The following is a 25,222-nucleotide window of genomic DNA, read 5'->3' as shown; positions in this document are numbered from 1 at the left end:
TCGTTGAGGCCGGGGTTTTTGCATTGGGGCGAAGTACAGGCAGACGCCAGACTTACGAGAGAGTGCCTGGATAGCCCGGTTGCACTGGGTGCATTAGGCGGTATCCGTCCGGTGATCACACCTTGTCAGGCGTCATCTACCGGTTTCCAGTTGTGAGGCAACAACTCATGGATCGCACTGGTTTTCTGCGTAGGCAGCCGGGCCAGCACATCTTTCAGATACGCATAGGGTTCATGTCCGTTAAGCTTCGCTGACTGGATCAGGCTCATGATGGCAGCTGCACGACGGCCACTGCGTAACGAGCCCGCGAACAACCAGTTCTTGCGACCCAATGCCCAGGGACGGATCAGGTTTTCCACACGGTTGTTATCGATGTGGACGGCACCATCCTGCAAGTACCGCGTCAGCGCGACCCAGCGTTTCAGGCTGTAGTCCAACGCTTTGGCCGTGGCTGAGCCATCCAGTACTTTTAGACGCTGAGTCTGCATCCATGCATGCAGCGCTTCGGCGATGGGTTTGGCCCGTGTCTGTCGTAGCTGATAACGTGCCTCCGCTGTCATCTCCCGGCCATCCTGCTCGATGCCATACAGCTGGCCGATGTACTCAACCGCCTGAGCCGCGATCTGGCTTTTGCCCGTCACCTCCAGCTCAACGAACTTGCGACGAGCATGGGCCATACAGCCGATCTCGGTGACGCCTGTGCCGAAGCTGGCCTTGTAGCCGCTGTAGTCATCGCAGACCAGCTGGCCCTGCCAGGGCCCGAGAACATCCCGCGCATGCTGGCCACCGCGTCCCGGTGTGAAGTCATAGATCACGCCCTGCAGACGCGAGAACGCAGTACTGGCATAGGCCCAGATGTAGGCCTTGTGTGTTTTCTTCTTGCCCGGTGTGAGCATGGGGACAGGCGTTTCATCCGCGTGTAAGACCGGCTCCTGCAGCAAGGTATCCCGCAGTGCATCCACCAGCGGTTGCAACTGCACACCGCAGACACCGATCCACTCCGCCAGCGTTGAGCGTGGCAGCGCAACGCCCGCACGGGTAAAGATCTGTTCCTGCCGGTACAGGGGCAGGTGATCGGCATATTTGGCGATCAGCACCTGAGCCAGCAGCCCCGTGGTCGGGATCCCCTTGTCGAGCACATGAGGTGGCATGGGAGCTTGTATCAATGTCTCGCAGGTGTTGCAGACCCATTTGCCCCGGATGTGGCGCTCGACCGTGAACACGCCGGGCGTATAGTCGAGCTTCTCGCTGACCTCCTCGCCGATGCGGGTCAACTGGCAACCACAGTGGCAGGCCGTGTGGTCCGGCTCATGATGGATCTCGGTACGCGGCAGTTCCGGTGGCAACGGCGAGCGCTTGGGCTGACGCTTTTCGGAAGGCGTGGTTGCCGGGGCTTTCAGCCGTTCAAGCTCGGTCTCGATCGCCGCGATGTCTGCATCGACGACCTCGTCCAGCAGGCTGATCTGCAGCACGTTGAGGTGTTCACTGCGTTGGCCGTATTTGTGCCGCCGCAACAAGGCGACCTCATGCGTCAGCTGTCCGATTTTCAGATCACGCTGTTGGATACCCTGATCACGTTCCTGTATCGCCTGTTCCTGCTGTTCAACACGGCTGATCAGCTGCTCGGCCAACTGACGGAGCTGTTCGGGTGTGAGCTGGGTGAGGTCGGGTGTCGTGGTCATGCGGGGCAGTATGCCCACATTAAATGGTCATGGGGATGCCCGGATCGGCTAATGGCTCATCGGGCGAGTCTGTGTTCGACTCGGCACCGCTCTCAGACGACGGTGATGACACCTGCGTCACCCATACGCTGCCAGGGCAGGCCTTGTACCAGCGCCTGCAGTTGTAAGGCGATACGGTCGCCGCGCCATGTCTCGGTCCAACTGAAGCGGCCCTGATGCAGTCGGCGCGAACAGAGCCAGATACCCAGGCCATCATGGATCAGCACCTTCATGCGGTTACCGCGCTTGTTGGCAAACAGATAAGCCGCATGCGGTCGCGCCTCGCCGAACACCTTAACCACCCGTGCCAGCGCCGTATCAGGCCCCGCCCGCTTGTCCATGGGCTCGGTGGCCAACCAGATCTCATCGATGCGGATCATGACAACAGGTCGCGCAACAGGGCAAGGCACGGCTGGGCTTGATCAACTGGCCACTCAACCACGACTGTTCCCGAAGGTCTTGTACACTCGATGCGAATAACAGAGTGATCGATCTGAGCTGGCCGATGTGGTGCAGGGAGTTGAACGGGGACGAAGGCTGGCATCGGGAGCGGTGTATTGGCGCGTTCGGCTTCTCGCATCCAGCGCCGTACCATGTTGGCGTTAAGGCCATTATCCAGTGCAATCCGTGAAACGGATACGTTCGGCTGGCGGCATTGCGCCACGATCTCGGCCTTGAACACGGGTGAAAAATGACGGCGTTTGCGTGGGCCTTGGGGTGCGCTTGATGGGGTCATTGATAGTGTCCACTTAAAAATAAGTGGACACTATCGGATGGTCAGCCTGTTGAGCTCAAGATGGGTTCACCGGACGGATACGTCAGTCGCTGTTACCTCGCATTTATTGTGACAATAACAGGCCATCGCCCACTATTTTATTTATGTATGCCTTCAGGTCGGCTGCTGTTTCTGAGTGCTTGAGCCCAAATGCCAGGTTGGCCTGCAGCAGGCCCGATTTGTTTCCGCAGTCATACAGATCACCTGACATGGTAAAAGCGTGAAGAAGGTCTCCCGATTCCACCAGTGATTTGATTGCATCAGTGAGTTGTATTTCTCCACCTGCGCCGGCTGTGGTTTTACGCAGCAGGTGCATGATCTTGCCTGGCAGGATATAACGACCGACTATGGCAAGGTTGGACGGTGCTTCGGACCGTGTAGGTTTTTCAACCAAATTATGCAGCTTTGAACTTGTACCGATGGCAGGCGGCATACCACCACAGTCAACGATTCCGTATCGCTCCACCTGATGTTCCGGTACCGCCTCAACCATGATCTGGCCGCACTGGTGCTCATAGTAGTGTGCAACCATTTGCTTTAGATCGCTGGACTCACCATTAGTGTCGATCAGCATGTCTGGTAGCATAACCGCAAAGTCTTCCTCGTCATGAATCAGTTGAGCCGCACAGAGAACCGCATGTCCCAGGCCTAGGGCCTGATCCTGACGTACTGATATGAGCTGTGAACCTGTCGGGAGCGTATTGCGCACTGCCTGAAGCAGTTCCTCCTTGCCTTTCGCAGTCAGAGCCTCTTCCAGCTCCGCATTGCGATCAAAGTGATCCTCGATCGATTCCTTGCCACTACGTGTGACCAGAATGATCTGAGTAAATCCTGCAGAAACCGCTTCTTCGACTACATATTGAATGACCGGTTTATCGACAACAGGCAACATCTCTTTTGGAATCGCTTTGCTGGCAGGCAAAACTCGAGTCCCAAGCCCGGCGACTGGAATAATGACTTTATTCAGCATTTTCGGATTCCTTCTGTTGTCGTGACTGTTCTTCCTGCCACAGTCTCAACTCTTCGTAATAGGTGTCCCACACGCATGGCTCGCAGCCATTTTCGCAGCACTCGCCATCTGCAGGTGGTGTCGGTTTGTCGCTCATTATCGACTCCATCAAAATGGCCTTCATTCTAACTGGTCATGCTGTTTTGCTCCACGAACAGCTTCCTTAATCATGGCAGCGAGTTTTTGCACCCCGGGTCTAGCCAGCTCACCATCGGTTAGGATCAGGTAAAGGTCAGCATAGCGTTCGGCACCGACTTCAAGCTGAAGAGGCTTGAGCTGTCCAGATTCAATCGCACTGGCTGCATGTGTCATTGGGTACCATGCATATCCGATACCTTTTGTTGCCGCCATTATCGACGTGGAAACATTACTGAGAGTCCAACGCTGGTCAGCCCCAAGCCAACCTGCGTCATCATTGCGACTGCCAGAATCACGTACGACCAGTTGGCGGTGTTGACGCAAATCCTCCAGGCTCAGTGGACGGTCAAGTTGATGAAGGGGATGTTCAGGATGTGCACATGCTAGAAAGCGAATCTGCAGTAAACGCTCACCCAGAAAGCCTGGCGGGAGTCGACCGCTGATGGCCATGTCTACGTCTCGCTTGAGCACGGCCTCGTCACTGCCGCTGAGGACCGTTTCAAGCAAGGTGATGCGCGTCTGTGGATGGGTGGCAGCATAATTGGCGAGGGTATCGAGCATTAACTCCTTCGGGAAAATGGTATCCATTGCGATATGAATTTGTGCTTCATAGCCCATCCCAAACTGTTCAGCCAGTTGTTCAGCCTGCTCCGCCTGTTCGAGCAGGCGCCTTGCATGATGACACAAGGCTTCTCCTGCTTCAGTGAGGACTGCCCGGCGCCCTTCCAGCCGAAACACGCGAACATTAAGGCCTGACTCCAGTTTTTGAACCGAATAACTGATGGCCGACTGGCTTTTGCCAAGACGTTCGGCTGCTTTGGCGTACCCTCCGGCATCCACAACTGCCAGCATGGCCTGCCACTGTTCCAGTGATATCTGCATACGCCCTCGAACGATCTATTTTGTTGTTCAAACCAAACATGATTTTACTGTTTTATATAGACCGTGTTGATATGAAAATGTTGCCTGAATTAACGATTGAGGCTGAACTTAAACAATGGCGACTCTTCTTCATATACGCAGCAGTATCTTTGGTGACAGCGGGCAGTCGTCCGTATTGGCCAATGATTTCATTACACAGTGGCATCTGAACCACGACAAGGCTGAGGTTATTACGCGTGATCTGATTTCAGACCCTTTGCCTCTGCTTGATGCCGAGTTGGTGTCGGCGTTGGTGAGTTCAGCTGAAAGTCGTACAGCGAAACAGCAATCCATCGTGAATTTGGCAAATCGCTTGCTGGCAGAAGTCCGCTCGGCCGATCAGATCCTGATCGGAGTTCCAATGTACAACTTTGGAATCCCAGTGCAGATGAAGGCTTGGTTCGACCTGCTTGCTCGTAGTGGTGTGACATTTAAGTATACGGATCAGGGGCCTGTCGGGTTACTTGAAGACAAGCCGGTGGTACTGATTGCAACGAGAGGCGGTCAGTATAAGGATGGGGGATATGACTTCCAGATTCCATTTGTAAAACAGTTCCTGGGCTTTCTCGGCCTCAAGGATGTACGAACCGTTTACGCAGAAGGTCTGAATATGGGGGAGCCTACTCAGGCTGAGTCTCTGAGCGCCGCACGTGCAGAACTTCAGTCGTGAGACGTTTTTATACAAAACATAACTTTGCTGTTGAGGTGCCTTGTGGCAAGCTCATGAAAAATAAATACAAAAAGCAGGAACCAACCTGTGTTTTTTTCACGCTTGCACCACAAACTGCTGTTGCTCTGGCTTCTGTCACTAGCCGGAGCATTGATGTTTGTTGGCCTGATACTCACACTGATGCTTGGACATACAAGGGAGCAGCAGTCACTCCATGAGTTGGAACAGGCGCGTCATTTTCTGGCCGGGCGCTGGGATTCCGCCCGGCAGGCTGTAGAGGAGCAGCTGGATCAGCTTGCAGGACAGTCAGAGCTTGCTTTACCTGATTCACCCGGTAATAACGAGAGACTCGAAACCGAACTGGAGTTACTTGCATTGAGGCTGCTCCGTCGGCTTGAGACACGAGGTCTGGACTATCTCGCCATCCATGATGAGTGAGGTCAGTTACAGGCCATGGCCTGTCGGTGTCAGGGTGGTGACAGGCTTTATGCCTACAATACAAAGCCCCTTGGCCGCACCGGTTTCCGTATACGACCCTCAAATGATGAGCCCTCCTACCAGAGCCACTTCCTTCCGTATGATTTGTTGCGACTGTCCCTGTCCAGTCATTCAGAGCCTGTGATTGCTCGCACGCGAGACCAGCTCTACCTGTTGGGGTGGCATGACGTGCCGGGTGGTTCAAGGCTTCAAGGTGGAGTAAAACTCAGCGATGATACGGTAGGCCACCTTGCGCACCGGCTTGAATACCCGGTGCTGTTACAGGCCGAAGAACTCAGTGTAGGGCAAGGATTCGAGTCACGACTCTCGTTACAACGCTTACAGCAACTTGAACGGAGTCAGCAAGGCTGGGTCGGGGCGGATGATGAATACTACGGTGCTATTACGTTTGCTGAGCCAGGAATTGAAGCGCGATTGATTTTCGCGGTACCGGTTAAAGGCTTGGGCCATGAGCTGGAGACGCTTGGGCAGTCGATGCTGGTACTTTTACTGCTTGCTCTGGTTGGGTTTACCCCGTTGGGTGGCTGGTTCATAAGTCGGGTGATTACACGCCCGCTGGGCAAGCTGTCGCTTGCAGTACAGAACCTGAAAGAAGGCAACTATCAACGTATTCAGGGATTTGATCAAAAAAGCGACCTGGGTCGCCTGGCATCGTCATTCAACACCATGGTGACGGCGCTCAATGAGCGTGAAGAAGCGCTAAGGGACAGTAGTCGTGAATTGCGGCAGTTGTCTGCTGCACTGGAACAAAGTCCAGCCTGTATTATCATCACGGATCTCCAAGGCATTATTCAGTATGTTAATCCGGGTTTTTGCCGTGTGACAGGCTATAGCGCTGCTGATGTGAAAGGGCGGCCGGTTAGTCTGCTTAAATCCTCTTCAACCCATGCTGACACCTTTGGTCAGCTCTGGAGTTCACTAAGCAGTAAGGGCGAGTGGCATGGCGAGCTGCTCAACCAGCGCAAGAATGGTGAGCAGTTCTGGGTGGCGGCTACCATTTCAGTGTTGCGTGACGAGCAGGGTCAGCCAGATCGCTATCTGGCCATTGAGGAAGATATTTCACTGCGTAAAAGTTACGAAGAGCAACTGTTTCACCGCAGCAATTATGATGCACTCACGGATCTTCCAAATCGAGAATTGATCCAGGATCGTTTGCAGCAGGCAATTGAAATGGCTGAGGCGCAGCAGCATCAGGTTGCTGTTCTGTTCATCAATCTATTGCAATTCCGTCGCGTGAATGAAGTCCAGGGTCATCAGGCAGGAGATACACTACTCTGTCAGGCCGCTCAACGCTTGCAGCAGGTACTTTCGCCCCTGGAAAGCCTCGGTCGGATTGGCAGTGACGAGTTTGTGGTCGTTGTTCCAGAAGTGACTCGCATGCAGGCGGTTGAAAATCTCACGCGCTGTCTGTTACAGCAGTTTGATGTCCCTTTTCAGCTTAGTGATACCGAGGTCCGTGTGGCGGCCTGTATCGGTATTGCCCTGTACCCTGACGATGGATTGCGCGCTGATATGCTGCTGCGTCATGCTGATGCGGCAATGCAACAAGTGCGCATGCGTAAGGAGTCAGGTTACTGTTTTTTCATGGAAGAGATGAATGAACATGCACGGCACTCACTTGAGATGGAGCAGGCGCTGCATGATGCGCTTGAGCGAAACGAATTTGTACTTTGGTATCAGCCACTGCTTGATCTGAAAACCCGCCGCATTACAGGTGTTGAGGCACTTGTGCGCTGGCACCGTCCGGGTTACGGGCTGGTTCCACCGGATGAATTTATTCCAAGGGCTGAAGAAAGCGGTCAGATTTTGCCACTCGGACACTTGGTACTGGCCGAGGCCATTCGTCAGGCAGCCAGTTGGCAAAGACAGATGGGGCTTAAGCTGAATCTCGCAGTGAATATTTCTCCCCGACAGATTCTGCAGCCCGATTTTGTGCAGCAGGTTAAACAGCTGTTGATTATTCATGAGCTGATGCCAGGCAGTCTGGAGCTTGAAATTACCGAGTCTATTTTTCTCGATGTTGAAGCAGAAGGCCGTACTATTGAGACATTGAAGCAATTGAGAAGCCTAGGCGTACGCTTGTCGATTGATGACTTTGGTACAGGGTTCTCGGCACTGGGTTACTTGAAGCGTTTTCCGGTAGATATTCTCAAAATTGATCGCCAATTCGTGCGGGATATTCATACGGATCAGGACGCTGCAACACTGTGTCAGGCGATTATCTGGATGGCCAGGGGAATGCACATGGAAGTGATTGCCGAGGGTGTTGAACTGGAAGAGCAACTCGACATGCTGGCTGAATCGGGAGCCGATGTGGCGCAGGGCTATTACATCGCGAAACCGCAGCCGGCTGAATGTCTGCCTCAGATGCTTGAACGATATGAAGACAGAAAGGCAATATGACGTAATTTGAACTAGAGATTGGAGCGGGAAACGAGACTCGAACTCGCGACCCCGACCTTGGCAAGGTCGTGCTCTACCAACTGAGCTATTCCCGCATTTGGATGGCATCCCGTAGGGGGTTCGAACCCCTGTTACCGCCGTGAAAGGGCGGTGTCCTGGACCACTAGACGAACGGGACGCGGTACAATCAGGCTGTGCCTGACAGCGGTGCGAATATTAATAACAGAGATTTTTCCGGTCAAGCGTTTTCTTTCGTTTTTTGTTATAGAATCAAAGTCTTCTGTTTAACTCGGATGGACATGTGCCGATGAGCCCGACTGAAACCGGCCTAATCATCGTGGCTGTAGTGGTGGTGATGGCGATGATAGCCTTCAGTATTCAGGCGGTCGAAAATCAACGTCGTGAACGTCGCATGCGCCTGCTTATGCTGAAAGACCAGATTCGCCGGGCTGATCATCTACTGCACACTTTGCCTGAGCATTACATCACCCGTGAGATTCGTGATGTGCTGGTCAGGTATCTGCAGAATCGCTGGAAGCAGGTGATGGAGCTGGAAAACACATCGGAAAATCGACAGAAACTGTCTGAGATGGAAGCCTTCGCCGCTCAACCTTTACCTGTGGTTGAACATCCACCCGGTTCCATGACGTTGCACACTGATCGTAATCATGCTCAACGCACTGCAGCTCTGTTGCGGGAGCTGTTCCAGTTTTTGACAGAGCTGCAGAACGGCGGGCTTCTGCCTCCGGCCACAACACGGGATGTCATCTATCAGGTGAAGGAAGCCTATACCCGTACACGCATTGATGTTGAGATCATGGAAGCGCTTGAGGTCGAGCAGCAAAGAGGACCGGCCCCAGCCTTGCCGCGCTATCGTACGGCAGCAGGCAAGTTGCAACGGCTCAATCAGACCCAGCAATTGGATCGCCAGATCTATGAGCTAAGTGCGCATATGGATAAACTCCAGGCGCTTGTTGAGCGTGAACGTCTGCTGCGCGAAGCGGAAGAGGAGCGCAAGCGGGCCGAAGAGGCAGCAAAAGAAGACAAGTTCAAGCCTAAATCGATTACAGACTATCGGCGTTAAGTATTCACGAAGCTGTCATAAATCTCTACAATCGCGTGCTTAAGAAATTGCTTATATAAAAGGCGCTTGCCAGCAAGGATGTGCCGTTTACAATGCCGAGGGAATCTGTGCCCCCACAAACGACCAGCCTTAACACCTCCGTTGATGAGCAGTTGCGCATCATGCAGGCGAGTCTTGAACATCTTTCTGATCTTGTGGTGGTGACGGATGCGGACCTGACGCCCCCAGGTCCGCGTATTGTCTATGTCAATCAGGCCGTTATTGAGCGTACGGGCTATGACCGTGAACGGTTGATAGGCGCCAGCCCGCGTCTGTTTCAGGGAAAAGATACCTGTAGAGAAGCGTTGAATCGAATCGGCAATGCCTTGCGCCGCGGTGAAAGGGTGCGCGAAGAGTTGCTGAATTATACCAGCAGTGGTGATGCGTATTGGATCGGCATCAGCATAGTGCCTCTTTTTGATGACAGCGGGCAGCTCACTCACTTTGTCAGTACCCAAAGTGATATTACCTCACGCAAGCGCATTGAATCCGATCTGCTGCTGTTTCGCCAGGCGATCGACCAAAGTCCTTCCAGCGTCATTATTACTGACAACAGTGGGCATATTACCTACGTTAATAATGGCTTTGAAATCAACTCCGGCTACAGTCGTGACGATGTTTTGGGGCGAACCCCCGGCTTTCGGGCCTGGGAACCTAAAAGTGAGGTTGAAAAGAGGGCTTTCTGGGACCGTCTGGATAGTGGTTTGCCTTGGCGAGGTGAGTTCGTTAATCGGCATAAACAGGGACATCGCGTGGTCAAGCGCGCCGTAGTTTCACCGGTGCGTAATATGGAAGGAAACATCAGCCATTTCCTGTCGGTCGAGCAGGATATTACGGCGGAAAAGGAGGCCCTGTCTCAACTGGAGTATTTGGCCTACCACGACCCCGTGACTCAGATGCCCAACCGTCGCCTGCTGCAGCAGAGGGTCGAAGCATTGCTCCATGCTCCACTCATTGCCCCGTCAGCTGCACTGTTGCTGATAGATCTGGATGATTTCAAACGGATCAACGATGCGCATGGTCATGGATTTGGCGATCGAGTGCTGCAGAAAATCGGCTCTCGTCTGCAAAAACAGCTGTTAAGTGAGAGCGAATTGGTCGCTCGCCTTGGGGGTGATGAGTTTGGCGTGCTTTTGTGCGGCCGAACAACAGATGCCGAGTCTGACCTGATCTGGAGATTGGAGGCCTTGAGCCAACAGTTGGCCAGACCACTCAATATTGATGGTGAAACACTACTGCTTGCCGGCAGCATTGGTGTTGCCAGAATTCCGCAACATGGTCGCAGCTTTGTAACCCTGCAGCGCAATGCCGATCTTGCTCTGTACAAGGCCAAGGCTGATGGTAAGGGAGGCTACGCCACGTTCACGGCGGAGCTGAACGTGGCGGCTCAACGCAGGGTAAGGCTTGAAGAATCACTTCGCCTCACGATTCTGCGGGATGAGCTCAGCCTTGCTGTACAGTCACAGTTCGGGCCCGCTGGCGATATTCGGGGGGCCGAGGTCCTGGTGCGCTGGTTGCGTGGTCCGGAAGGCGTTCCGGTGTCGCCCGCTGAGTTTATACCGGTGGCGGAAGCTTCCGGTCTCATCAAGCCTCTGACATTGACGGTGTTCAGGCAGGCGCTTGAGATTGCGGCGCAACTCAAGGCTGCCGGCTTGCGAATTCCGCTGTCAATCAATCTCAGTTCGGATCTGTTTCGTGATAGTGCGCTGATCGATGCACTGGTCGATCTGGTGGCTGATAGCGTTGTAACACCTGACGCGTTGATGCTTGAAATTACCGAAAGCCTGTTTATCGATACTCATCCGGACTTGTTGCGGAACATGGCGCGGCTGGCGGAGCTGGGGTTTGCCTTTTCATTGGACGACTTCGGTACAGGGTACTCCAATCTGGCCTATCTGAAACGTTTGCACTTGAGTGAGCTCAAGATCGATAAGAGTTTTGTGGATGGTTTACCGCAGGATGAAGATAACCGGGCCATTGTACTTTCGATTATCTCGATCGCTCGCCAGTTAAGACTTAGAGTTGTAGCAGAAGGTGTTGAAACGTCTGCGCAGGCTGACTTTCTTGTCGCCCATGGCTGTGAGCTGTTGCAGGGCTATTTGCTTCACAAACCATCGCCTGCCGAGGAGTGGCTGGGGCAGCTAATGGACGGTATAGAAAAAAACTGTCGAAAGGGGGTTGACCACTAAAAGGCCCATACGTAATATATGCGCCTCCTCGATGAGGAAAGCGAAAGCGCTCAAGACTGTGTCCCGTTCGTCTAGTGGTCCAGGACACCGCCCTTTCACGGCGGTAACAGGGGTTCGAACCCCCTACGGGATGCCACTCACTCGTGAGTGATGGTTTTGAGAGTAAAGCGGGAATAGCTCAGTTGGTAGAGCACGACCTTGCCAAGGTCGGGGTCGCGAGTTCGAGTCTCGTTTCCCGCTCCAAACGTTTTTGCAGGCTGCGTCCCATTCGTCTAGTGGCCTAGGACACCGCCCTTTCACGGCGGTAACAGGGGTTCGAACCCCCTATGGGACGCCACTCTCTGACAGAGATGCTATCGTAAGATCTCTGAAAGAAACATGCGGGAATAGCTCAGTTGGTAGAGCACGACCTTGCCAAGGTCGGGGTCGCGAGTTCGAGTCTCGTTTCCCGCTCCAAATTCAGTACAGACTGTCAGCACACAGTGTTTAATACGATAACCATCCGGCGAAAGCTGCATGGTTTTTTTCGTTTCATGGTCTGCACATTGGTTCCGTAAAGCAAAACCTCAGGCCGGGCATGCCTCGCACAGAGGGGATGGCCCGGCATAGGTACAAGAGTGTCTTCAGTGTCGGGTGTCCGATGCATCCCCAAGAATACTCTGTCGCAGTGACAGGTAATCTACAGGGGTGTTGCTGGCCTCAAGCTCAGCCTGTGTTTCATCAAGCTGCTGGAACTGCTCGATCTCCTCGTCACTCATAAAGTGCAGACACTCGCCGCCAAACAGCCAGAAGAGGTCACGTGCCAATAATGGTACGAATTGTGGGTAGCCACGTACCAGTCGGACCAGCAGGGTTTGGCCATCTTCGTATGCTTCTGGGCGATGATGTTCGAAATCATCCACCAGTGCGGCAAACTGGTCCAGAAACTCAAGCTCCTCGCTGGCTTCGGTGTCCTTGAAGGTTGGCTGTTGAATCAGGTTGTTATAGGCGATCTTGAGCAGGTTCAGATGAAAGCTGTGGCGATCGGTCACGGGGTACTCCGGTTGTTGCAGTCACGGGAGCGGGCATCGGATGTCCGCGCAAACGGGTACAATGGGGGGCGGCGGTTGAAATTTCAATCCCCGGCCGCATCTACCCACATCTACACTCCATTCAAAGGCAAGGCATGACAACGGCGCTTTCGATACAGGATTTAAGAAAGGTATACGGTAACGGCTTCGAGGCTCTCAAGGGGATCTCTCTGGACGTGCAGCAGGGAGACTTCTTTGCCCTGTTGGGCCCAAATGGTGCCGGCAAATCAACAACGCTGGGGATCGTTTCCTCGCTGGTCAACAAAACGGCCGGCAAGGTCAGTGTGTTTGGTTACGATATTGATACCCAGCTGGCGCAGGCCAAGCAGTGCCTTGGGGTTGTACCGCAGGAGTTCAACTTCAACCCGTTTGAAAAAGTAGTGGATATCGTTGTCACTCAGGCTGGGTATTACGGTATTCCGCGCAGGCAGGCGTTGCAGCGTGCTGAAATTTACCTGGGCAAACTTGGGCTTTGGGAAAAGCGCGATGAGCGTGCTCGCATGCTGTCCGGTGGCATGAAGCGCCGCCTGATGATTGCCCGTGCGTTGGTGCATGAACCCAAGTTGCTGATTCTGGACGAGCCCACTGCAGGGGTCGATATCGAGCTGCGCCGTTCCATGTGGGATTTCCTGAGTGAAATAAATGCCGCAGGGACAACTATTATCCTCACGACGCACTATCTGGAAGAAGCTGAAAGCCTGTGTCGCAATATCGCCATCATCGATCATGGCAGCATTATCCAGAATACCAGTATGAAAGCACTGCTGCAGAAGCTGGATACGGAAACCTTCATTCTGGATCTGCGCCAGGATTTTACCGAGCTGCCCAAACTTGATGGGTACGTGATCCGGCCGCGTGATGCACATACCCTTGAGGTCGATGTGCCAAAGGCGGCAGGGCTCAATGCGCTGTTCAGCCACTTGGCCGAGCAGGGGCTGGAAGTGAGCAGTATGCGCAACAAAGCCAACCGGCTGGAAGAACTGTTTGTGTCGCTGGTCGACAAGAATTTGAAACAGGAGTCAAAATGAATTCCCGGCTGCTATGGACCGCGTTCGTCACTATCGTCGTCAAGGAAATCCGTCGCTTTACCCGTATCTGGGTTCAGACCCTGCTGCCGCCAGCGATCACCATGACGCTCTATTTCATTATTTTCGGTAACCTGATCGGCTCTCGCATTGGTGACATGGGTGGCTTCGATTACATGGAATATATCGTTCCGGGCCTGATCATGATGTCAGTTATCACCAACTCCTACGGTAACGTGGTGTCCTCTTTCTTCGGCACCAAGTTTCAGCGCAATATCGAGGAACTGCTGGTCTCGCCGGTGCCTAATTGGATTATCCTGGCCGGCTATGTGATTGGCGGCGCCACACGAGGGTTGATGGTAGGCTTTATCGTGACCCTGCTGTCACTGTTTTTCACAAAGTTACAGATCAACCACCTCTTCATCACTATTACTGTGGTATTGCTGACCGCGATTCTGTTTTCGCTGGGTGGTTTCATCAATGCCGTGTACGCCAAAACCTTTGATGATATCGCGATCGTGCCTACCTTCATCCTGACCCCGCTGACCTATCTGGGTGGCGTGTTCTACAGCATCCAGCTGTTGCCGGGATTCTGGCAGGGGGTGTCACAGCTGAATCCGATTCTGTATATGGTAAACAGTTTCCGTTATGGCATTTTGGGCGTCAGTGACATCGATATCGGTTTTGCCTTCGCCATGATTATTGGGTTTATTGTCGTGTTGGGAGGCGTTGCCATTCATTTGCTGAATACTGGCAAGGGGATTCGAGAATGAGCGAACATGATCAGGTAAAGGCATCCCCGCTGGGGCAGGACACGGTCTACGTCAATGAGTACGACGCCTCGTTGCTGTACCCGATTCGGCGTGACCTGAACTGGGAGGCCAAGGGCGTCAAACGCAGCAGCCTGCCGTTTCGCGGACTGGATATATGGAATGCCTATGAGGTGTCTTGGCTGGACGCCGGCGGCAAGCCGGTGGTACGGCTGGCTGAATTTCGTATACCGGCCAGCTCACCCTGCATCATTGAATCCAAGTCGTTCAAACTGTACCTGAACTCTTTCAACTTGAGTCGCTTTGCACAGGAAAGTGAGGTGCGCGAGCGGATGCAGGCGGATCTGTCGGCGGCTGCAGGTGCGCCGGTGCAGGTCAAATTGATCCCGCTGACTCAGGCTGTTGAAGTGAGCCAGCTCAAGGGGCGATGCCTGGATGATCTGCCACTTCAGGTCGAGCACTACTCGCCGGCCCCTGAGTTGCTGAACGCCTCAGGTCCTGTTACCGAGGAAACTCTGGTCAGTCACTTGCTCAAGTCCAACTGCCCCGTCACCGGGCAGCCTGATTGGGCCAGTGTGCAGATCCGCTACAAGGGGGCTCAGATCGATCACAAAGGGCTGCTGGCCTATCTGATCTCCTATCGTGAACACGGCGACTTTCACGAGCAGTGTGTCGAAAATATCTTCATGGATATCTGGCAGCGCTGCCGACCGCAGAAACTCAGTGTCTATGCGCGCTATGTCCGTCGCGGTGGTCTGGATATCAATCCCTACCGCTCCAGTATCAACGATGAGCCGCAGAACCTGCGCCTGTCACGCCAGTAAAAGGATAGTACCGTGGATGCACTCGACGCCCTGATCAACCGTACCTCATGCCCCCGCTTGGAAGGTCCGGCTCCAACGCCGCAACAGCTTGACCTGATGTTGCGTGCAGCTCTGAGAGCGCCGGATCATGGATCGCTGCGCCCTTGGCGCTTTATTATTACGGAAGGCGAAGGTCTGGTACGCATGGGTGAGCTGTTTGCCCGTGCCGCTTTGAAGGCTGATCCGGAGTTGCCGCAGGCAAGGCATGACAAATACCTGCAAATGCCGCTGCGGGCACCAATGATCATCACGGTAGTTGCTGTCACTCGAGAGCATCCCAAAGTCCCGCTGGACGAACAGTTAATCTCGGCAGGATGTGCGGCTCATGCCATCACCCAAGCGGCTTTCGCGCAGGGCCTTGGGGCGATGTGGCGCACCGGTGAAATGACCCATAACTCGCATGTGCGATCAGGGCTGGAGCTGGCCGAACATGAGCAGGTGGTTGGCTTTATCTATCTGGGCCAGCGCTGTCGCGAGCGCGAGGCTCCGATGCTGGACCTTGCCGAGTTCGTGACTCGCTGGGAGGGCTGATGAAAACCGATACGGTTGAATTCCTTGGTTGGCTCAAGACCCAGATTCCACTGCTGGAACACTTGGGTATTTCACAGCTGACATGGGATGGTCAAACGCTGAAGATCCCCACGCCGCTGGCACCCAATGTAAACGACAAGGGAACCGGTTTTGGCGGTTCTCAGGCGGCGATCGCCACTGTAGCGGGGTGGTGCCTGACGACCCTGTGTCTCAGGGAGCGCGGGCTGGAGTGTGACGTGGTGATCGCTGACAGCCATCTCCAATACCTCAAGCCGGTTACGGCGGATTTTGTGACACAAGTTGAGCTGATCGACACCGCCGCTTCTGATGTCTTGGCCGAGCGTGTAGTGGAGCGGGGCAAGGGTAAGCTGGCGTTGGTGGTAGAGGTCATCTGCAATGGTCAGGTCTGCATGCGTCTGGAAGGACTCTATGTCGCGATAAAGCGCTGAGGCCTGTTCCTGTTTTAGACGGAGGCCTACTTGCCCTGCCGGGTCGCCGTGATAGTGCGACTGAGCAGAATGACCGGCACAATTCCAACCAGCACAATCAGCATCGCAGACAGTGCACTGGTTTCCAGCATTTCATCTGACGCATACTGGTACACATAGGTTGCCAGCGTATCGTAATTGAACGGTCGCAGAATCAGAGTGGCCGGCAATTCCTTCATGGAGTCGACAAAAACTACCAGAACGGCCGTTAACAATCCGCCTCGGATCAGTGGCAGGTGGACGCGCCGGAGGGTTTGCAGTGGGTTAAGGCCGAGGGAGCGCGATGCCATGTCCATGCTGGGTGTAACTTTGGCCAGTGATGACTCCACGCTGCCGGTTGATACCGCCAGAAAGCGCACGGAATAGGCAAATACGATGGCGAAGGGTGTACCGCTCAGTAGCAGGCCCGTACCAAAGCCGAAGTGACGTTGCATGAACGCGTCGACGCTGTTGTCGAAAGCCGCCAGAGGAATAATGACACCGATCGCAAGAACTGCACCTGGCAAGGCATAGCCCAGGCTGCTGAAGCGAGCGGCCACTGTAAGCGAGCGTTGCTGCGGATAAAGTCGCTTACTGTAGGCCAGTACAACTGCGATCACGACTGTCAGTGCAGCAGCCAGAGCGGAAAGGGTAAAGCTGTGCACTGCATTGGCAATAAAGCCGGGCTCGGCGAACTGGTCCAGCCGCCGCAGTGCATAGCTTCCGAGCACGATAAAAGGAATTGCAAAACCGAGCACGACCGGCAGGGCGCAAGCCAGTGTCGCCATCAGTTGTCGTGCGGGGCTGAGGCGGAAGCGTTCAATTGAACGGAACCGGTCGGAGCCGCTGAACTGACGCTGACGGGCGCGTGCAATGCGCTCAAGTGAAATCAGCAGTACTACAAACAGCATCATCAGGCTGGCAATCTGGGCGGCGGCTCCGAGGTTGCCCATGTTCAGCCAGGCATCATAGATACCGGCAGACAGACTTTTGACCGCGAAATAGTCAACCGTGCCAAAGTCGTTCAGGGTTTCCATGGATACCAGTGCAAGGCCCACAGCGATGGAGGGCCGAGCAATGGGCAGCGAGATGCGCACAAAGCTCTGCAGCGGAGTGCAGCCAAAGATGCGGCTGGCATCCCGAATGCTCATCGACTGTTCAAGGAAGCTGGCGCGAGCCAGCAGATACACATAGGGGTAGAGGACCAGCGTCAGCATGGCGATGGCGCCGCCAAGGCTTCGAATATCGGGAAACCAGTAGTCGCGCGCAGTTTGCCAACCGAACAGCTCACGCAATGTGCTTTGTACCGGGCCTGCATATTCCAGCAGATCGGTGTAGAGGTATGCTATTACATACGCGGGCATGGCGAACGGAAGCAACAGGGCCCACTCAAACAGGCGCCGACCAGGGAAATGACACATGGTCACAAGCCAGGCGGTACTGACACCGATTACGACTGACAGGCTGCCGACACCGGCCAGCAACAGCAGGGTAGAGCGGATGTAAACCGGCAGTATGGTATCGACCAGATGGGGCCAGATGTTTTCGGTGGGAAAAAGCGCCAGCCACAGAACGGCCAGAACCGGCAGCATCACCAGCAGAGCGCTGCCCCAGGCAACAGAATACCAGCCGGGCATGTAGCGGCGCGGCTTGCGGGTATCAACCAGCGGGGCAGTTGCGGTAGCGGTTTCAGACATAGGACGGTGAACGCACAGAAACGGTAGCCGGGAAGACTACCGCTTCAGGTCGCAGCTGTCGATTGTCAGGCGCGAATCAGTTGTCAAAGCCGACCTTGTCAACCAGTCGTGATGCTGTTGCGCGGTGTTTGACTACATCACCCAGGTTGATGTCATCAGCCTTGAATTCACCCATGTGCTCCTTGAGCAGGGCAGACCACTCGATGCCGGGACGCACCGGGAACTCGTAGTTTACTTCCGCGTACATTTTCTGGGCCTGCTCGCTGGTCAGGAACTCGATCAGCTTGATGGCAGCTTCAGGGTTGGGCGCATGCTTGGCCAGCGCAGCACCGGAGATGCTCATGTGCGCACCGCGACCATCCTGGTTCGGGAACAGCAGATTGACCGACCTGGCCCACTCGATCTGCTCCGGCTCTTCCTGGTTGGTCAGCATCTTGCCATAGTAGTAGGTATTGCCCAGCGCAACATCGCACTGTCCTTCCATAACCGCCTTGACCTGGCCGCGGTCATTACCCTGTGGGCGGCGTGCCAGATTATCCTTCACGGCGCTGAGCCACTGCTCGGCCTGCTCTTCGCCCTTATGTTCAATGATTGATCCGATCAGGGACAGGTTGTAGGAGTGTTTGCCACTGCGGGTGCAGACACGGCCTTTCCATTTCGGATCGGCCAGGTCTTCATAGGTCTGGATCTCACCCGGCTCCACACGATCCTTTGATGTGTAGATGATGCGAGAGCGTGCCGTCAGACCAACCCAAAGATCATCCTTCGAGCGGTACTGAGCAGGTACGTTTTCTTCTACGGTGCTGCTATTGATCGGCGCAACCAGTTGACGCTCGACCGCATCGTGCAGTGGGCCGACATCCGAGGTCAGAATGACATCGGCCGGAGAGTTGGCACCCTCGTGCTCCAGTCGTTCCAGCAGGCCGCTTTTGGAGAAGATGACATTGGCCTTGATGCCGGTTTCGGCGGTGAACGCCTCCAGCAGAGGCTTGATCAGGAACTCTTGCCGATAGGAGTAGATGTTGACCTCATCGGCTGCCTGCGCAACGGCGCCAAAGGTAGAAAAGGCCAGACCAGCAAGAAGGGCGTGTTTCGCGTTCATGTACATCTCCATCGGTTGTGGCGCGAGCCATGTAGTCCGAATATCAAAAACTTAATGCGAATTATTATCACTGTTTGCGTTCAAGTCAATGCTAGTGCATCTGATTCTTGTTCCGCTAGAGATTAAAATAGTATATAGATGTAAGGGGAGAGCATATATTGAGGCAGATCATACCGGCAGCGGAAACAGACGCGACAGTAGAACGGGGACAGCGGTTTCAACCCGTAAAATGCGTGGCCCCAGATGAATGGCTTGCAGGCCAGCCTGCTCCAGCTTTTCCACCTCATAAGCGATAAATCCGCCTTCAGGACCAATAGCCAGAGTGGTTGGTGTATCCATCGGAGCCGGGCAAGGTGCCGCGTTGTAGGGGTGTGCCACCAGGGCGCGTGTATTGCGGGCCAGCGCGGGCAGCTCGTCCTCTACAAAGGGTTTGAATCGTTTGCGGATTTCGACCCGCGGCAGACGCGTATCACCGGCCTGCTCAAGTCCCAGCAGCAGATGTTCGCGCATACGCTCTGCCTGCAGTAAGGGGGTGGACCAGTAGCTTTTGTCGACGCGGTAGGAGTTGATCAGCCACAGCTCCTTGGCCCCAAGGGTGGCGATCGTCTCGATACAGCGTTTGAGCATTTTCGGCCTTGGCAACGCTAGTACCAGTCGCAGGGGCAATGCGGGAGGGGGGGGCTGATCAAGTCTCACTTCAAGCTCGGCGCAGTGCTCACTCAGGTGAGTCAGTATTCCCTGGCCGATCAAGCCATTGAGCACCCCCACACGGAAGCTATCACCGACCTGTCCACGGTGCACTTCCAGCAGATGATGCAAGCGGCGGCCATCAAGGCGGACTCGGTGCGGGCTGATAAAGTCAGAGGTATACAGCAGAATCAGGTTCACGGTGGTTTCATCACGCAGGCTTGAAACCGGCGATCATAGCATCCCTGCATGATCGGGGTCAGTGCTCAGTCGCTGTCGAGCTTTTTCAATCGATAGGCCAGCTGCGGCCGAGTCATGCCCAGCAGACGAGCCGCCTTCGAAACATTGCCCTCGACCCGTTCCATCGCGGTACGGATCAGTTGCTCTTCCATCGCTTCAAGGCTGAACTCTTCGCTCAACAGCTGATCGCACAGCAAATCCTGTGGCAGCATGCCGTTGTCGGACTGCAGTGGCTGGCGCTCGGCCCCCAGTGTGCCATTGCGCTTGATACTGTTAAGCGGATGAGTCGCCTCCGATAACGAGGGGAAAAACGCATCCAGATCGATGGTGTGGTTGTTATCGGTCAGAATTACACCGCGTTCGATCATGTTTTCCAGCTCGCGGATATTGCCGGGCCACTTGTAGTTCATCAGGGCCTGCATTGCCAGATCGGATACACCCAGCGTGCGCTTGTTGTACAGGGTGTGATACTTCTCGAGAAAATGCTCAATCAACAGCGGAATATCCTCTATGCGGTCTCGCAATGGTGGAATATGCACCGGATACACATTGAGTCGATAGAACAGGTCAGGGCGGAATTTGCCGTTGCGAACCGCCTCTTCAAGATCTTCGTTGGCAGCAGCCACCACACGCACATCGATGCGGCGGGTACGGGTATCGCCCACCCGCTCCATTTCGCTTTCCTGCAGCACGCGTAACAGACTGGCCTGGGCGCGCGGTGATAGCTCGATCACTTCATCCAGGAAGATTGTGCCGCCGTGAGCGCGCTCGAATTTGCCTTCGCGGGACTGAACCGCACCGGTAAAGGCTCCCTTCTCAACCCCGAACAGCTCGGCTTCAATCAGGTCCGGAGGAATACAGGCACAGTTGACCGCCACGAACGCCTTGTCGGCGCGGTCTGAGCTGAGGTGCAGGCCGCGGGCGACGATCTCCTTGCCGACGCCGGTTTCGCCCTGCAGCAATACCGTGACGCGACTGGAAGAGGCGCGGCGAATCAGTTGGCACACATTCTTGAATGCACCGGAGCGCCCCACCGAGTTGAACAGCAGGTCTTCACTCTGGTCAGAGCTGCGGAAGTTGTCGCGCAGATCACTTAGCTGGCTCTGCAGTGAAAACAGCTCTTCGGCGATGGGGTCAGGCAACAGGTAGCGCTCCAGCTCGGTTTGGTCATCCCACTGCTCGACCGGCTTACCGACAATATGGCAGTGATCATGTCCCATGCCGGCGCATTGGGTTTCTTTGAAAATCACCTGTTGGCCCATGAAATAGGTCGTATAGCCGCTGGCATAGCCGATCAGTGTCCAGCAGATAGGCTCCTCTGCAGGGCCAAAATCGTGCAGGTGCACATCGGCCTCATATGAGTCAAACCAGTCGAATTCTCCATGGAAAATGCCGTTATCCATGTCGATATTGAGCGCAACGGGTTTAACGTTAACCATCCCTTTGATGCAATGCAGCTGGGGGCCAACGAAGAAGGCATCCTCTTTTGACATGTCCGGCCTGACCTTGGCTACCAGTTCGGCATCTTTCCAGCCGGAGTGGTAGCCGAAACGCATCAAGAAGCCCTTGGCACGGTTGATGCCCAAAGTGTCAATCAGCTCTTTGCGCAGCAGACCCATTACACTGGAATGGATCATCAGCATGCGCTGTTCATTCAGCCAGATCTTGCCTTTGTCGCTTTCAAAGCGGATCTGTGACAGTAGGTCTCCGCTGCCGGGAAACTCTAGTTCTTGTGTAGTTGCCATAGTTGTTTTTATACCGGCTTGGTGTGAGCGATGTTCTGTGAGCGGGCCTGCAGCCCTTTTTCATTGTTGAAAGATTTCATGCGGATTTGAAAGAGAAAGTGCAAAACATACGACTAAAGTATCATTCGGTGTTCTTATCAAAATCAACGCGTATTTGATCATCTCATCAAAAAAATTCCTGAAATTTTATGAAATGAGCATTTTTTCAAGTGTGACTATTCATCTATGCAACGCACTGTTGCGATATTGTTTCCAACGAATTGGATGTTTTTATCTTATTTAAATCAATAGCTTGGTAGTTTATTGGGTGTCGTGTTTCAGCCGTTTTTTCCAATCTGGCACAGCTGTTGCTCTCTTCATTAGCGAATGCATACGCCGATGAGCTGAGGACAACAATGACAAAACTCACACTGCACTCACGAAATGATGATCTGCCAAAGCGCTCGGATTTTGATCGTCTGACCAAATTCATTCGGGTGCGAAGCCAGCCCGGAGCTCGTTTCGTCGAGTTCGATTTTGCCATTGGTGACCCCTCCCTGTTTGTCGAGCTGGTGATGCCAAAAGGCGCGTTCGACGAATTTTGTGCCGCCAACGATGTTGTCCACATGACCGCAGATCAGATCCGTGAAGTCGATTCCGAAATGGAAAAATGGCGTTATGGAGAAGATACGCTCATGTCACACAACCACGATCGTGATTCCGAATAACAACAACTGCAGCTGGGAAGAGTTCCATGACCATTGAAATCAAAACAGCCACGCTGGAACCGGTTCGCAATACCTATGCCAACGTAGAGCGCCGCTTCGGCGACAAGCCGGCTACCCGCTATCAGGAAGCAACCTACGACCTTCAGTCTGAAACCAATTTTCATTACCGCCCACTGTGGCAGCCGGACCTTGAGCTGAATGATACTCGCCGTACCGCCATCCAGATGGCTGACTGGTACGCCCTCAAGGATCCGCGACAGTTCTACTACGGCACTTACGTGCAGCAGCGCGCCAAAATGCAGGAAAACGCCGAGAGCAACTACGCGTTCTTTGAAAAGCGCGATCTTGCCCGCCATCTGAGCGAAGAGCGCCAGGCCGAGGTAATCCGCTACCTGGTGCCGCTGCGTCACTTGGAGCACACCGCCAACCTGAACAACATGTATGGAGCGGCTTACGGCTACGGTACCGCGATCACTCAGGCATTGCTGTTTGATGGCATGGATCGGCTTGGCATCGCACAGTATCTCTCGCGTATCGGTTTGATACTGGACGGCAACAGCGGCGATGCACTGGCCGAGGCAAAACAGCAATGGATGGAAGCTGACATCTGGCAGGGGCTGCGTGCGTTGTGTGAAGAGATGCTGGTAACCGAAGACTGGTTTGAAGTGAGTGTTGCACAGAACCTTGTTGTGGACACCCTGGTGTATGACCTTGTCTACGCCCAGTTTGATCAGTACCTGGCAGACAACGGTGCTCAGGATGTCGCCATGCTCACCGAGTTCATGCAGCTCTGGTACAAGGACACGACACGCTGGGTAGATGCCGTAATCAAAACGACAGCGACTGAGTCCGAAGAAAACAAGGCGCTGCTGGCGCAGTGGATCGAGAAGTGGCGTGGCAAGGCTGCAGAAGCCCTGGCACCGCTTGCATCCGCCATGCTGAATGACGAAGCGCTGGCACAGTCGCTGGCAGAACTGGATAAGCGGGTCGCGAAGGCCGGCATCAAATAACAACAAGGAAATGCCCCATGTCCAAAGTATATATCGCGCTGCAGGATAACGATGAATCTCGCTACATCGTCGAGGCTATCGAGGAAGACAATCCTGAAGCGACCGTGATTCACATGCCGGCCATGATTCGCATTGAAGCCGAAAACTATCTCGCGGTGAAACGTGAAACCGTGGAAGAAAAAATGGGACGTGACTGGGACGTGCAGGAGCTGCACCTGAACCTGATCACGATCGGTGGCAACGTCGACGAAGACGACGATCAGATCACCCTGACCTGGAACTCATAACAAGAAGGTAACCCCGATGGCAGCCAAGAAACTCAACATCAAAGACAAATATCGCCTGCTGACCCGTGATCTGGATTGGGACTTTTCCTATCAGGATCGTAAAGATGCATTCCCGTTCGAAGAGTTCGAAGGGATCAAGATTACCGACTGGTCCAAATGGGAAGACCCGTTCCGCCTGACCATGGATTCCTACTGGAAGTATCAGGCTGAAAAAGAGAAAAAACTGTACGCCATTTTTGATGCGTTTTCTCAGAACAACGGCCAGCTCAACATCTCCGATCCGCGTTATGTCAACGCACTGAAAATCTTCCTGACCGGTGTTTCGCCGCTTGAGTATCAGGCGTTCCAGGGCTTTGCTCACACCGGTCGCCAGTTCGGCGGTGTTGGCGCTCGCGTCGCCTGCCAGATGCAGTCCATCGATGAACTGCGTCACGTCCAGACTCAGGTTCACGCCATGAGTCACTACAACAAGTTCTTTGACGGTCTGCAGGACTGGTCGCACATGCACGACCGCGTGTGGTACCTGTCTGTACCCAAATCGTTCTTCAACGATGCGCGTGCAGCGGGTCCGTTCGAGTTCATGGTGGCAATCGGTTTCAGCTTCGAATACGTGCTGACCAACCTGCTGTTCGTACCCTTCATGTCCGGCGCCGCCTACAACGGCGACATGGCTACCGTGACCTTCGGCTTCTCCGCCCAGTCGGATGAAGCGCGCCACATGACCCTCGGCCTTGAGGTGATCAAGTTCCTGCTGGAGCAGCATGAAGACAACGTGCCGATCGTGCAGAAGTGGATCGACAAGTGGTTCTGGCGCGGTACCCGTCTGCTGACACTGGTGGGCATGATGATGGACTACATGCTGCCCAACAAGGTGATGAGCTGGAAAGAAGCCTGGGAAGTGTACTTTGAAGAGGCCGGTGGTGCTTTGTTCAAGGACTTGGCTCGCTACGGCATCACCATGCCGAAATATGCTGATGTTATCGAGAAGGAAAAAGAGCATATCTCGCACCAGGCCTGGTGGACCTTCTATACCCACGGCCATGCGGCCGGCTTCCACACCTGGATCCCGACCGATGAAGAGCTGGACTGGCTGAGCGAGAAGTACCCCGATACGTTCGACAAATACTACCGTCCGCGCTGGGAGCTGGCGAAAGAGATGGAAGCCCGCGGTGAGCGTTTCTACACCAAGGCGCTGCCTCAGCTGTGTACCACCTGCCAGATCCCGATGCTGTTTACCGAGATGGATGATCCAACTCAGACCAGCTACCGCGACTCTGTTTACAACGGTGATCGTTACCACTTCTGCTCGGATGGCTGTAAGGACATCTTCGATGATGAACCGGAGAAGTTTGTGCAGTCCTGGCTGCCGGTGCATCAGATCTTCCAGGGCAACTGTGGTGGTCCGGGTGTTGAAGACGTCCTGCGCGACTACTACCAGATGAATGTTGGTGTCGACAACATGGACATCAAGGGCTCTCCGGACGAAGAGCGCTGGAAGAAGTGGAAGGGCGTTGCCTGATGTCACTGAGAGGCGTGCTGCACACGCAGCCGCTTCTCAAGTCGGTATATCTACA

The 25,222-nt window shown here is 54.4% G+C and carries 25 protein-coding genes and 6 tRNA genes; 18 read left to right on the top strand and 13 right to left on the bottom strand.

The features are described 5' to 3' along the window. Positions 1 to 125: 125 nt before the first annotated feature. The 6 genes from tnpC to CFI10_RS14165 all read right to left on the bottom strand — a co-directional run bounded on the left by tnpC (position 126) and on the right by CFI10_RS14165 (position 4,525). Positions 126 to 1,682, bottom strand: coding sequence for an IS66 family transposase (tnpC, locus tag CFI10_RS14190; protein ID WP_206842179.1), 1,557 nt, complete (start codon positions 1,680 to 1,682; stop codon positions 126 to 128). A gap of 92 nt (positions 1,683 to 1,774) precedes the next feature. Beyond that, positions 1,775 to 2,101, bottom strand: coding sequence for an IS66 family insertion sequence element accessory protein TnpB (tnpB, locus tag CFI10_RS14185; RefSeq protein WP_206835532.1), 327 nt, complete (start codon positions 2,099 to 2,101; stop codon positions 1,775 to 1,777). Next, positions 2,098 to 2,457: an IS66-like element accessory protein TnpA gene (gene tnpA, locus CFI10_RS14180; protein ID WP_206835530.1), complete on the bottom strand. Its 360-nt coding sequence runs from the start codon at positions 2,455 to 2,457 to the stop codon at positions 2,098 to 2,100. The genes tnpB and tnpA overlap by 4 nt, the downstream gene beginning before the upstream one ends. A 103-nt stretch (positions 2,458 to 2,560) precedes the next feature. After that, positions 2,561 to 3,466, bottom strand: coding sequence for a UTP--glucose-1-phosphate uridylyltransferase GalU (galU, locus tag CFI10_RS14175; protein WP_091824582.1), 906 nt, complete (start codon positions 3,464 to 3,466; stop codon positions 2,561 to 2,563). Further along, complete coding sequence (locus CFI10_RS14170; protein ID WP_091824585.1) at positions 3,456 to 3,602, bottom strand: oxidoreductase-like domain-containing protein; 147 nt, start codon at positions 3,600 to 3,602, stop codon at positions 3,456 to 3,458. Before CFI10_RS14170 ends, galU begins: the two co-directional genes overlap by 11 nt. 23 nt (positions 3,603 to 3,625) lie before the next feature. Continuing rightward, positions 3,626 to 4,525 carry a LysR family transcriptional regulator gene (locus tag CFI10_RS14165; protein WP_091824588.1) on the bottom strand — a complete coding sequence of 300 codons (900 nt, stop codon included), beginning with the start codon at positions 4,523 to 4,525 and terminating at the stop codon, positions 3,626 to 3,628. Positions 4,526 to 4,640: 115 nt separating this feature from the next. Here CFI10_RS14165 and CFI10_RS14160 point away from each other — a divergent pair, with 115 nt between their 5' ends. The 3 genes from CFI10_RS14160 to CFI10_RS14150 all read left to right on the top strand — a co-directional run bounded on the left by CFI10_RS14160 (position 4,641) and on the right by CFI10_RS14150 (position 8,135). Further along, positions 4,641 to 5,234, top strand: coding sequence for an FMN-dependent NADH-azoreductase (locus tag CFI10_RS14160; RefSeq protein ID WP_206835526.1), 594 nt, complete (start codon positions 4,641 to 4,643; stop codon positions 5,232 to 5,234). An 87-nt stretch (positions 5,235 to 5,321) separates the two neighbouring features. Then, complete coding sequence (locus CFI10_RS14155) at positions 5,322 to 5,672, top strand: hypothetical protein (RefSeq protein ID WP_206835524.1); 351 nt, start codon at positions 5,322 to 5,324, stop codon at positions 5,670 to 5,672. Positions 5,673 to 5,819: 147 nt separating this feature from the next. Beyond that, positions 5,820 to 8,135: a putative bifunctional diguanylate cyclase/phosphodiesterase gene (locus CFI10_RS14150; RefSeq protein ID WP_206835522.1), complete on the top strand. Its 2,316-nt coding sequence runs from the start codon at positions 5,820 to 5,822 to the stop codon at positions 8,133 to 8,135. A gap of 19 nt (positions 8,136 to 8,154) precedes the next feature. Here the strand turns inward: CFI10_RS14150 and CFI10_RS14145 are convergent. Together CFI10_RS14145 and CFI10_RS14140 are read right to left on the bottom strand one after the other, a co-directional pair. After that, positions 8,155 to 8,230, bottom strand: a tRNA-Gly gene (locus tag CFI10_RS14145). 7 nt (positions 8,231 to 8,237) lie between these two features. Next, a tRNA-Glu gene (locus CFI10_RS14140) sits at positions 8,238 to 8,313 on the bottom strand. A gap of 129 nt (positions 8,314 to 8,442) precedes the next feature. Between CFI10_RS14140 and CFI10_RS14135 the strand changes: the two genes are divergently transcribed. From CFI10_RS14135 to CFI10_RS14110, 6 genes are all read left to right on the top strand, one after another. After that, positions 8,443 to 9,219: a hypothetical protein gene (locus CFI10_RS14135; protein WP_206835521.1), complete on the top strand. Its 777-nt coding sequence runs from the start codon at positions 8,443 to 8,445 to the stop codon at positions 9,217 to 9,219. Between the two features lie 92 nt (positions 9,220 to 9,311). Continuing rightward, entirely contained in the window at positions 9,312 to 11,447 is a 2,136-nt protein-coding gene (locus CFI10_RS14130) for a putative bifunctional diguanylate cyclase/phosphodiesterase (RefSeq protein WP_206835519.1), read from the top strand. Between the two features lie 60 nt (positions 11,448 to 11,507). Continuing rightward, positions 11,508 to 11,583 (top strand) — tRNA-Glu (locus tag CFI10_RS14125). A gap of 31 nt (positions 11,584 to 11,614) precedes the next feature. Beyond that, a tRNA-Gly gene (locus tag CFI10_RS14120) sits at positions 11,615 to 11,690 on the top strand. 18 nt (positions 11,691 to 11,708) lie between these two features. Continuing rightward, positions 11,709 to 11,784, top strand: a tRNA-Glu gene (locus CFI10_RS14115). A gap of 43 nt (positions 11,785 to 11,827) precedes the next feature. Then, a tRNA-Gly gene (locus CFI10_RS14110) sits at positions 11,828 to 11,903 on the top strand. A 167-nt stretch (positions 11,904 to 12,070) separates the two neighbouring features. Here CFI10_RS14110 and CFI10_RS14105 read toward each other — a convergent pair. Continuing rightward, positions 12,071 to 12,478: a PA2817 family protein gene (locus CFI10_RS14105; RefSeq protein ID WP_206835517.1), complete on the bottom strand. Its 408-nt coding sequence runs from the start codon at positions 12,476 to 12,478 to the stop codon at positions 12,071 to 12,073. 134 nt (positions 12,479 to 12,612) lie between these two features. Here CFI10_RS14105 and CFI10_RS14100 point away from each other — a divergent pair, with 134 nt between their 5' ends. From CFI10_RS14100 to CFI10_RS14080, 5 genes are read left to right on the top strand one after another with little or no spacing between them, the layout of a single operon-like run. After that, a complete protein-coding gene (locus tag CFI10_RS14100) occupies positions 12,613 to 13,545 on the top strand; it encodes an ABC transporter ATP-binding protein (RefSeq protein WP_091824605.1) in 933 nt (310 codons plus the stop codon). Next, a complete protein-coding gene (locus CFI10_RS14095; protein ID WP_091824608.1) occupies positions 13,542 to 14,315 on the top strand; it encodes an ABC transporter permease in 774 nt (257 codons plus the stop codon). The genes CFI10_RS14100 and CFI10_RS14095 overlap by 4 nt, the downstream gene beginning before the upstream one ends. Continuing rightward, complete coding sequence (gene queF / locus CFI10_RS14090) at positions 14,312 to 15,136, top strand: NADPH-dependent 7-cyano-7-deazaguanine reductase QueF (protein ID WP_206835515.1); 825 nt, start codon at positions 14,312 to 14,314, stop codon at positions 15,134 to 15,136. Before CFI10_RS14095 ends, queF begins: the two co-directional genes overlap by 4 nt. A 12-nt stretch (positions 15,137 to 15,148) precedes the next feature. Next, entirely contained in the window at positions 15,149 to 15,706 is a 558-nt protein-coding gene (locus tag CFI10_RS14085) for an NAD(P)H nitroreductase (protein WP_206835510.1), read from the top strand. Continuing rightward, on the top strand, positions 15,706 to 16,155 hold the full coding sequence (locus CFI10_RS14080) for a YiiD C-terminal domain-containing protein (protein WP_206835505.1): 450 nt from the start codon (positions 15,706 to 15,708) through the stop codon (positions 16,153 to 16,155). Before CFI10_RS14085 ends, CFI10_RS14080 begins: the two co-directional genes overlap by 1 nt. Positions 16,156 to 16,181: 26 nt before the next feature. On the opposite strand, the gene CFI10_RS14075 is transcribed toward CFI10_RS14080, so the two are convergent. From CFI10_RS14075 to CFI10_RS14060, 4 genes are all read right to left on the bottom strand, one after another. Continuing rightward, complete coding sequence (locus CFI10_RS14075; protein ID WP_206835502.1) at positions 16,182 to 17,870, bottom strand: ABC transporter permease; 1,689 nt, start codon at positions 17,868 to 17,870, stop codon at positions 16,182 to 16,184. Between the two features lie 76 nt (positions 17,871 to 17,946). Beyond that, complete coding sequence (locus CFI10_RS14070; protein WP_206835499.1) at positions 17,947 to 18,972, bottom strand: Fe(3+) ABC transporter substrate-binding protein; 1,026 nt, start codon at positions 18,970 to 18,972, stop codon at positions 17,947 to 17,949. 168 nt (positions 18,973 to 19,140) lie between these two features. Further along, positions 19,141 to 19,860, bottom strand: a complete 720-nt coding sequence (locus CFI10_RS14065; RefSeq protein WP_206835496.1) for a 16S rRNA (uracil(1498)-N(3))-methyltransferase — start codon at positions 19,858 to 19,860, stop codon at positions 19,141 to 19,143. Between the two features lie 65 nt (positions 19,861 to 19,925). Continuing rightward, on the bottom strand, positions 19,926 to 21,644 hold the full coding sequence (locus CFI10_RS14060; protein ID WP_206835493.1) for a sigma-54-dependent Fis family transcriptional regulator: 1,719 nt from the start codon (positions 21,642 to 21,644) through the stop codon (positions 19,926 to 19,928). Positions 21,645 to 22,039: 395 nt separating this feature from the next. Between CFI10_RS14060 and CFI10_RS14055 the strand changes: the two genes are divergently transcribed. From CFI10_RS14055 to CFI10_RS14040, 4 genes are read left to right on the top strand one after another with little or no spacing between them, the layout of a single operon-like run. Further along, a complete protein-coding gene (locus tag CFI10_RS14055; RefSeq protein ID WP_206835491.1) occupies positions 22,040 to 22,351 on the top strand; it encodes a phenol hydroxylase subunit in 312 nt (103 codons plus the stop codon). Between the two features lie 26 nt (positions 22,352 to 22,377). Continuing rightward, entirely contained in the window at positions 22,378 to 23,361 is a 984-nt protein-coding gene (locus CFI10_RS14050) for an aromatic/alkene monooxygenase hydroxylase subunit beta (protein WP_206835488.1), read from the top strand. A gap of 17 nt (positions 23,362 to 23,378) precedes the next feature. Further along, a complete protein-coding gene (locus tag CFI10_RS14045) occupies positions 23,379 to 23,648 on the top strand; it encodes an MmoB/DmpM family protein (RefSeq protein WP_091824635.1) in 270 nt (89 codons plus the stop codon). Between the two features lie 16 nt (positions 23,649 to 23,664). Next, positions 23,665 to 25,167, top strand: coding sequence for an aromatic/alkene/methane monooxygenase hydroxylase/oxygenase subunit alpha (locus CFI10_RS14040; RefSeq protein ID WP_206835484.1), 1,503 nt, complete (start codon positions 23,665 to 23,667; stop codon positions 25,165 to 25,167). The last annotated feature ends 55 nt before the right edge of the window (positions 25,168 to 25,222 follow it).

Source organism: Marinobacterium iners (assembly GCF_017310015.1).
GTDB classification, from domain to species: Bacteria; Pseudomonadota; Gammaproteobacteria; order Pseudomonadales; family Balneatricaceae; genus Marinobacterium; species Marinobacterium iners.
Note: the sequence above shows the minus strand (reverse complement) of the source record. Positions and strands in the feature narration are given on the sequence as shown.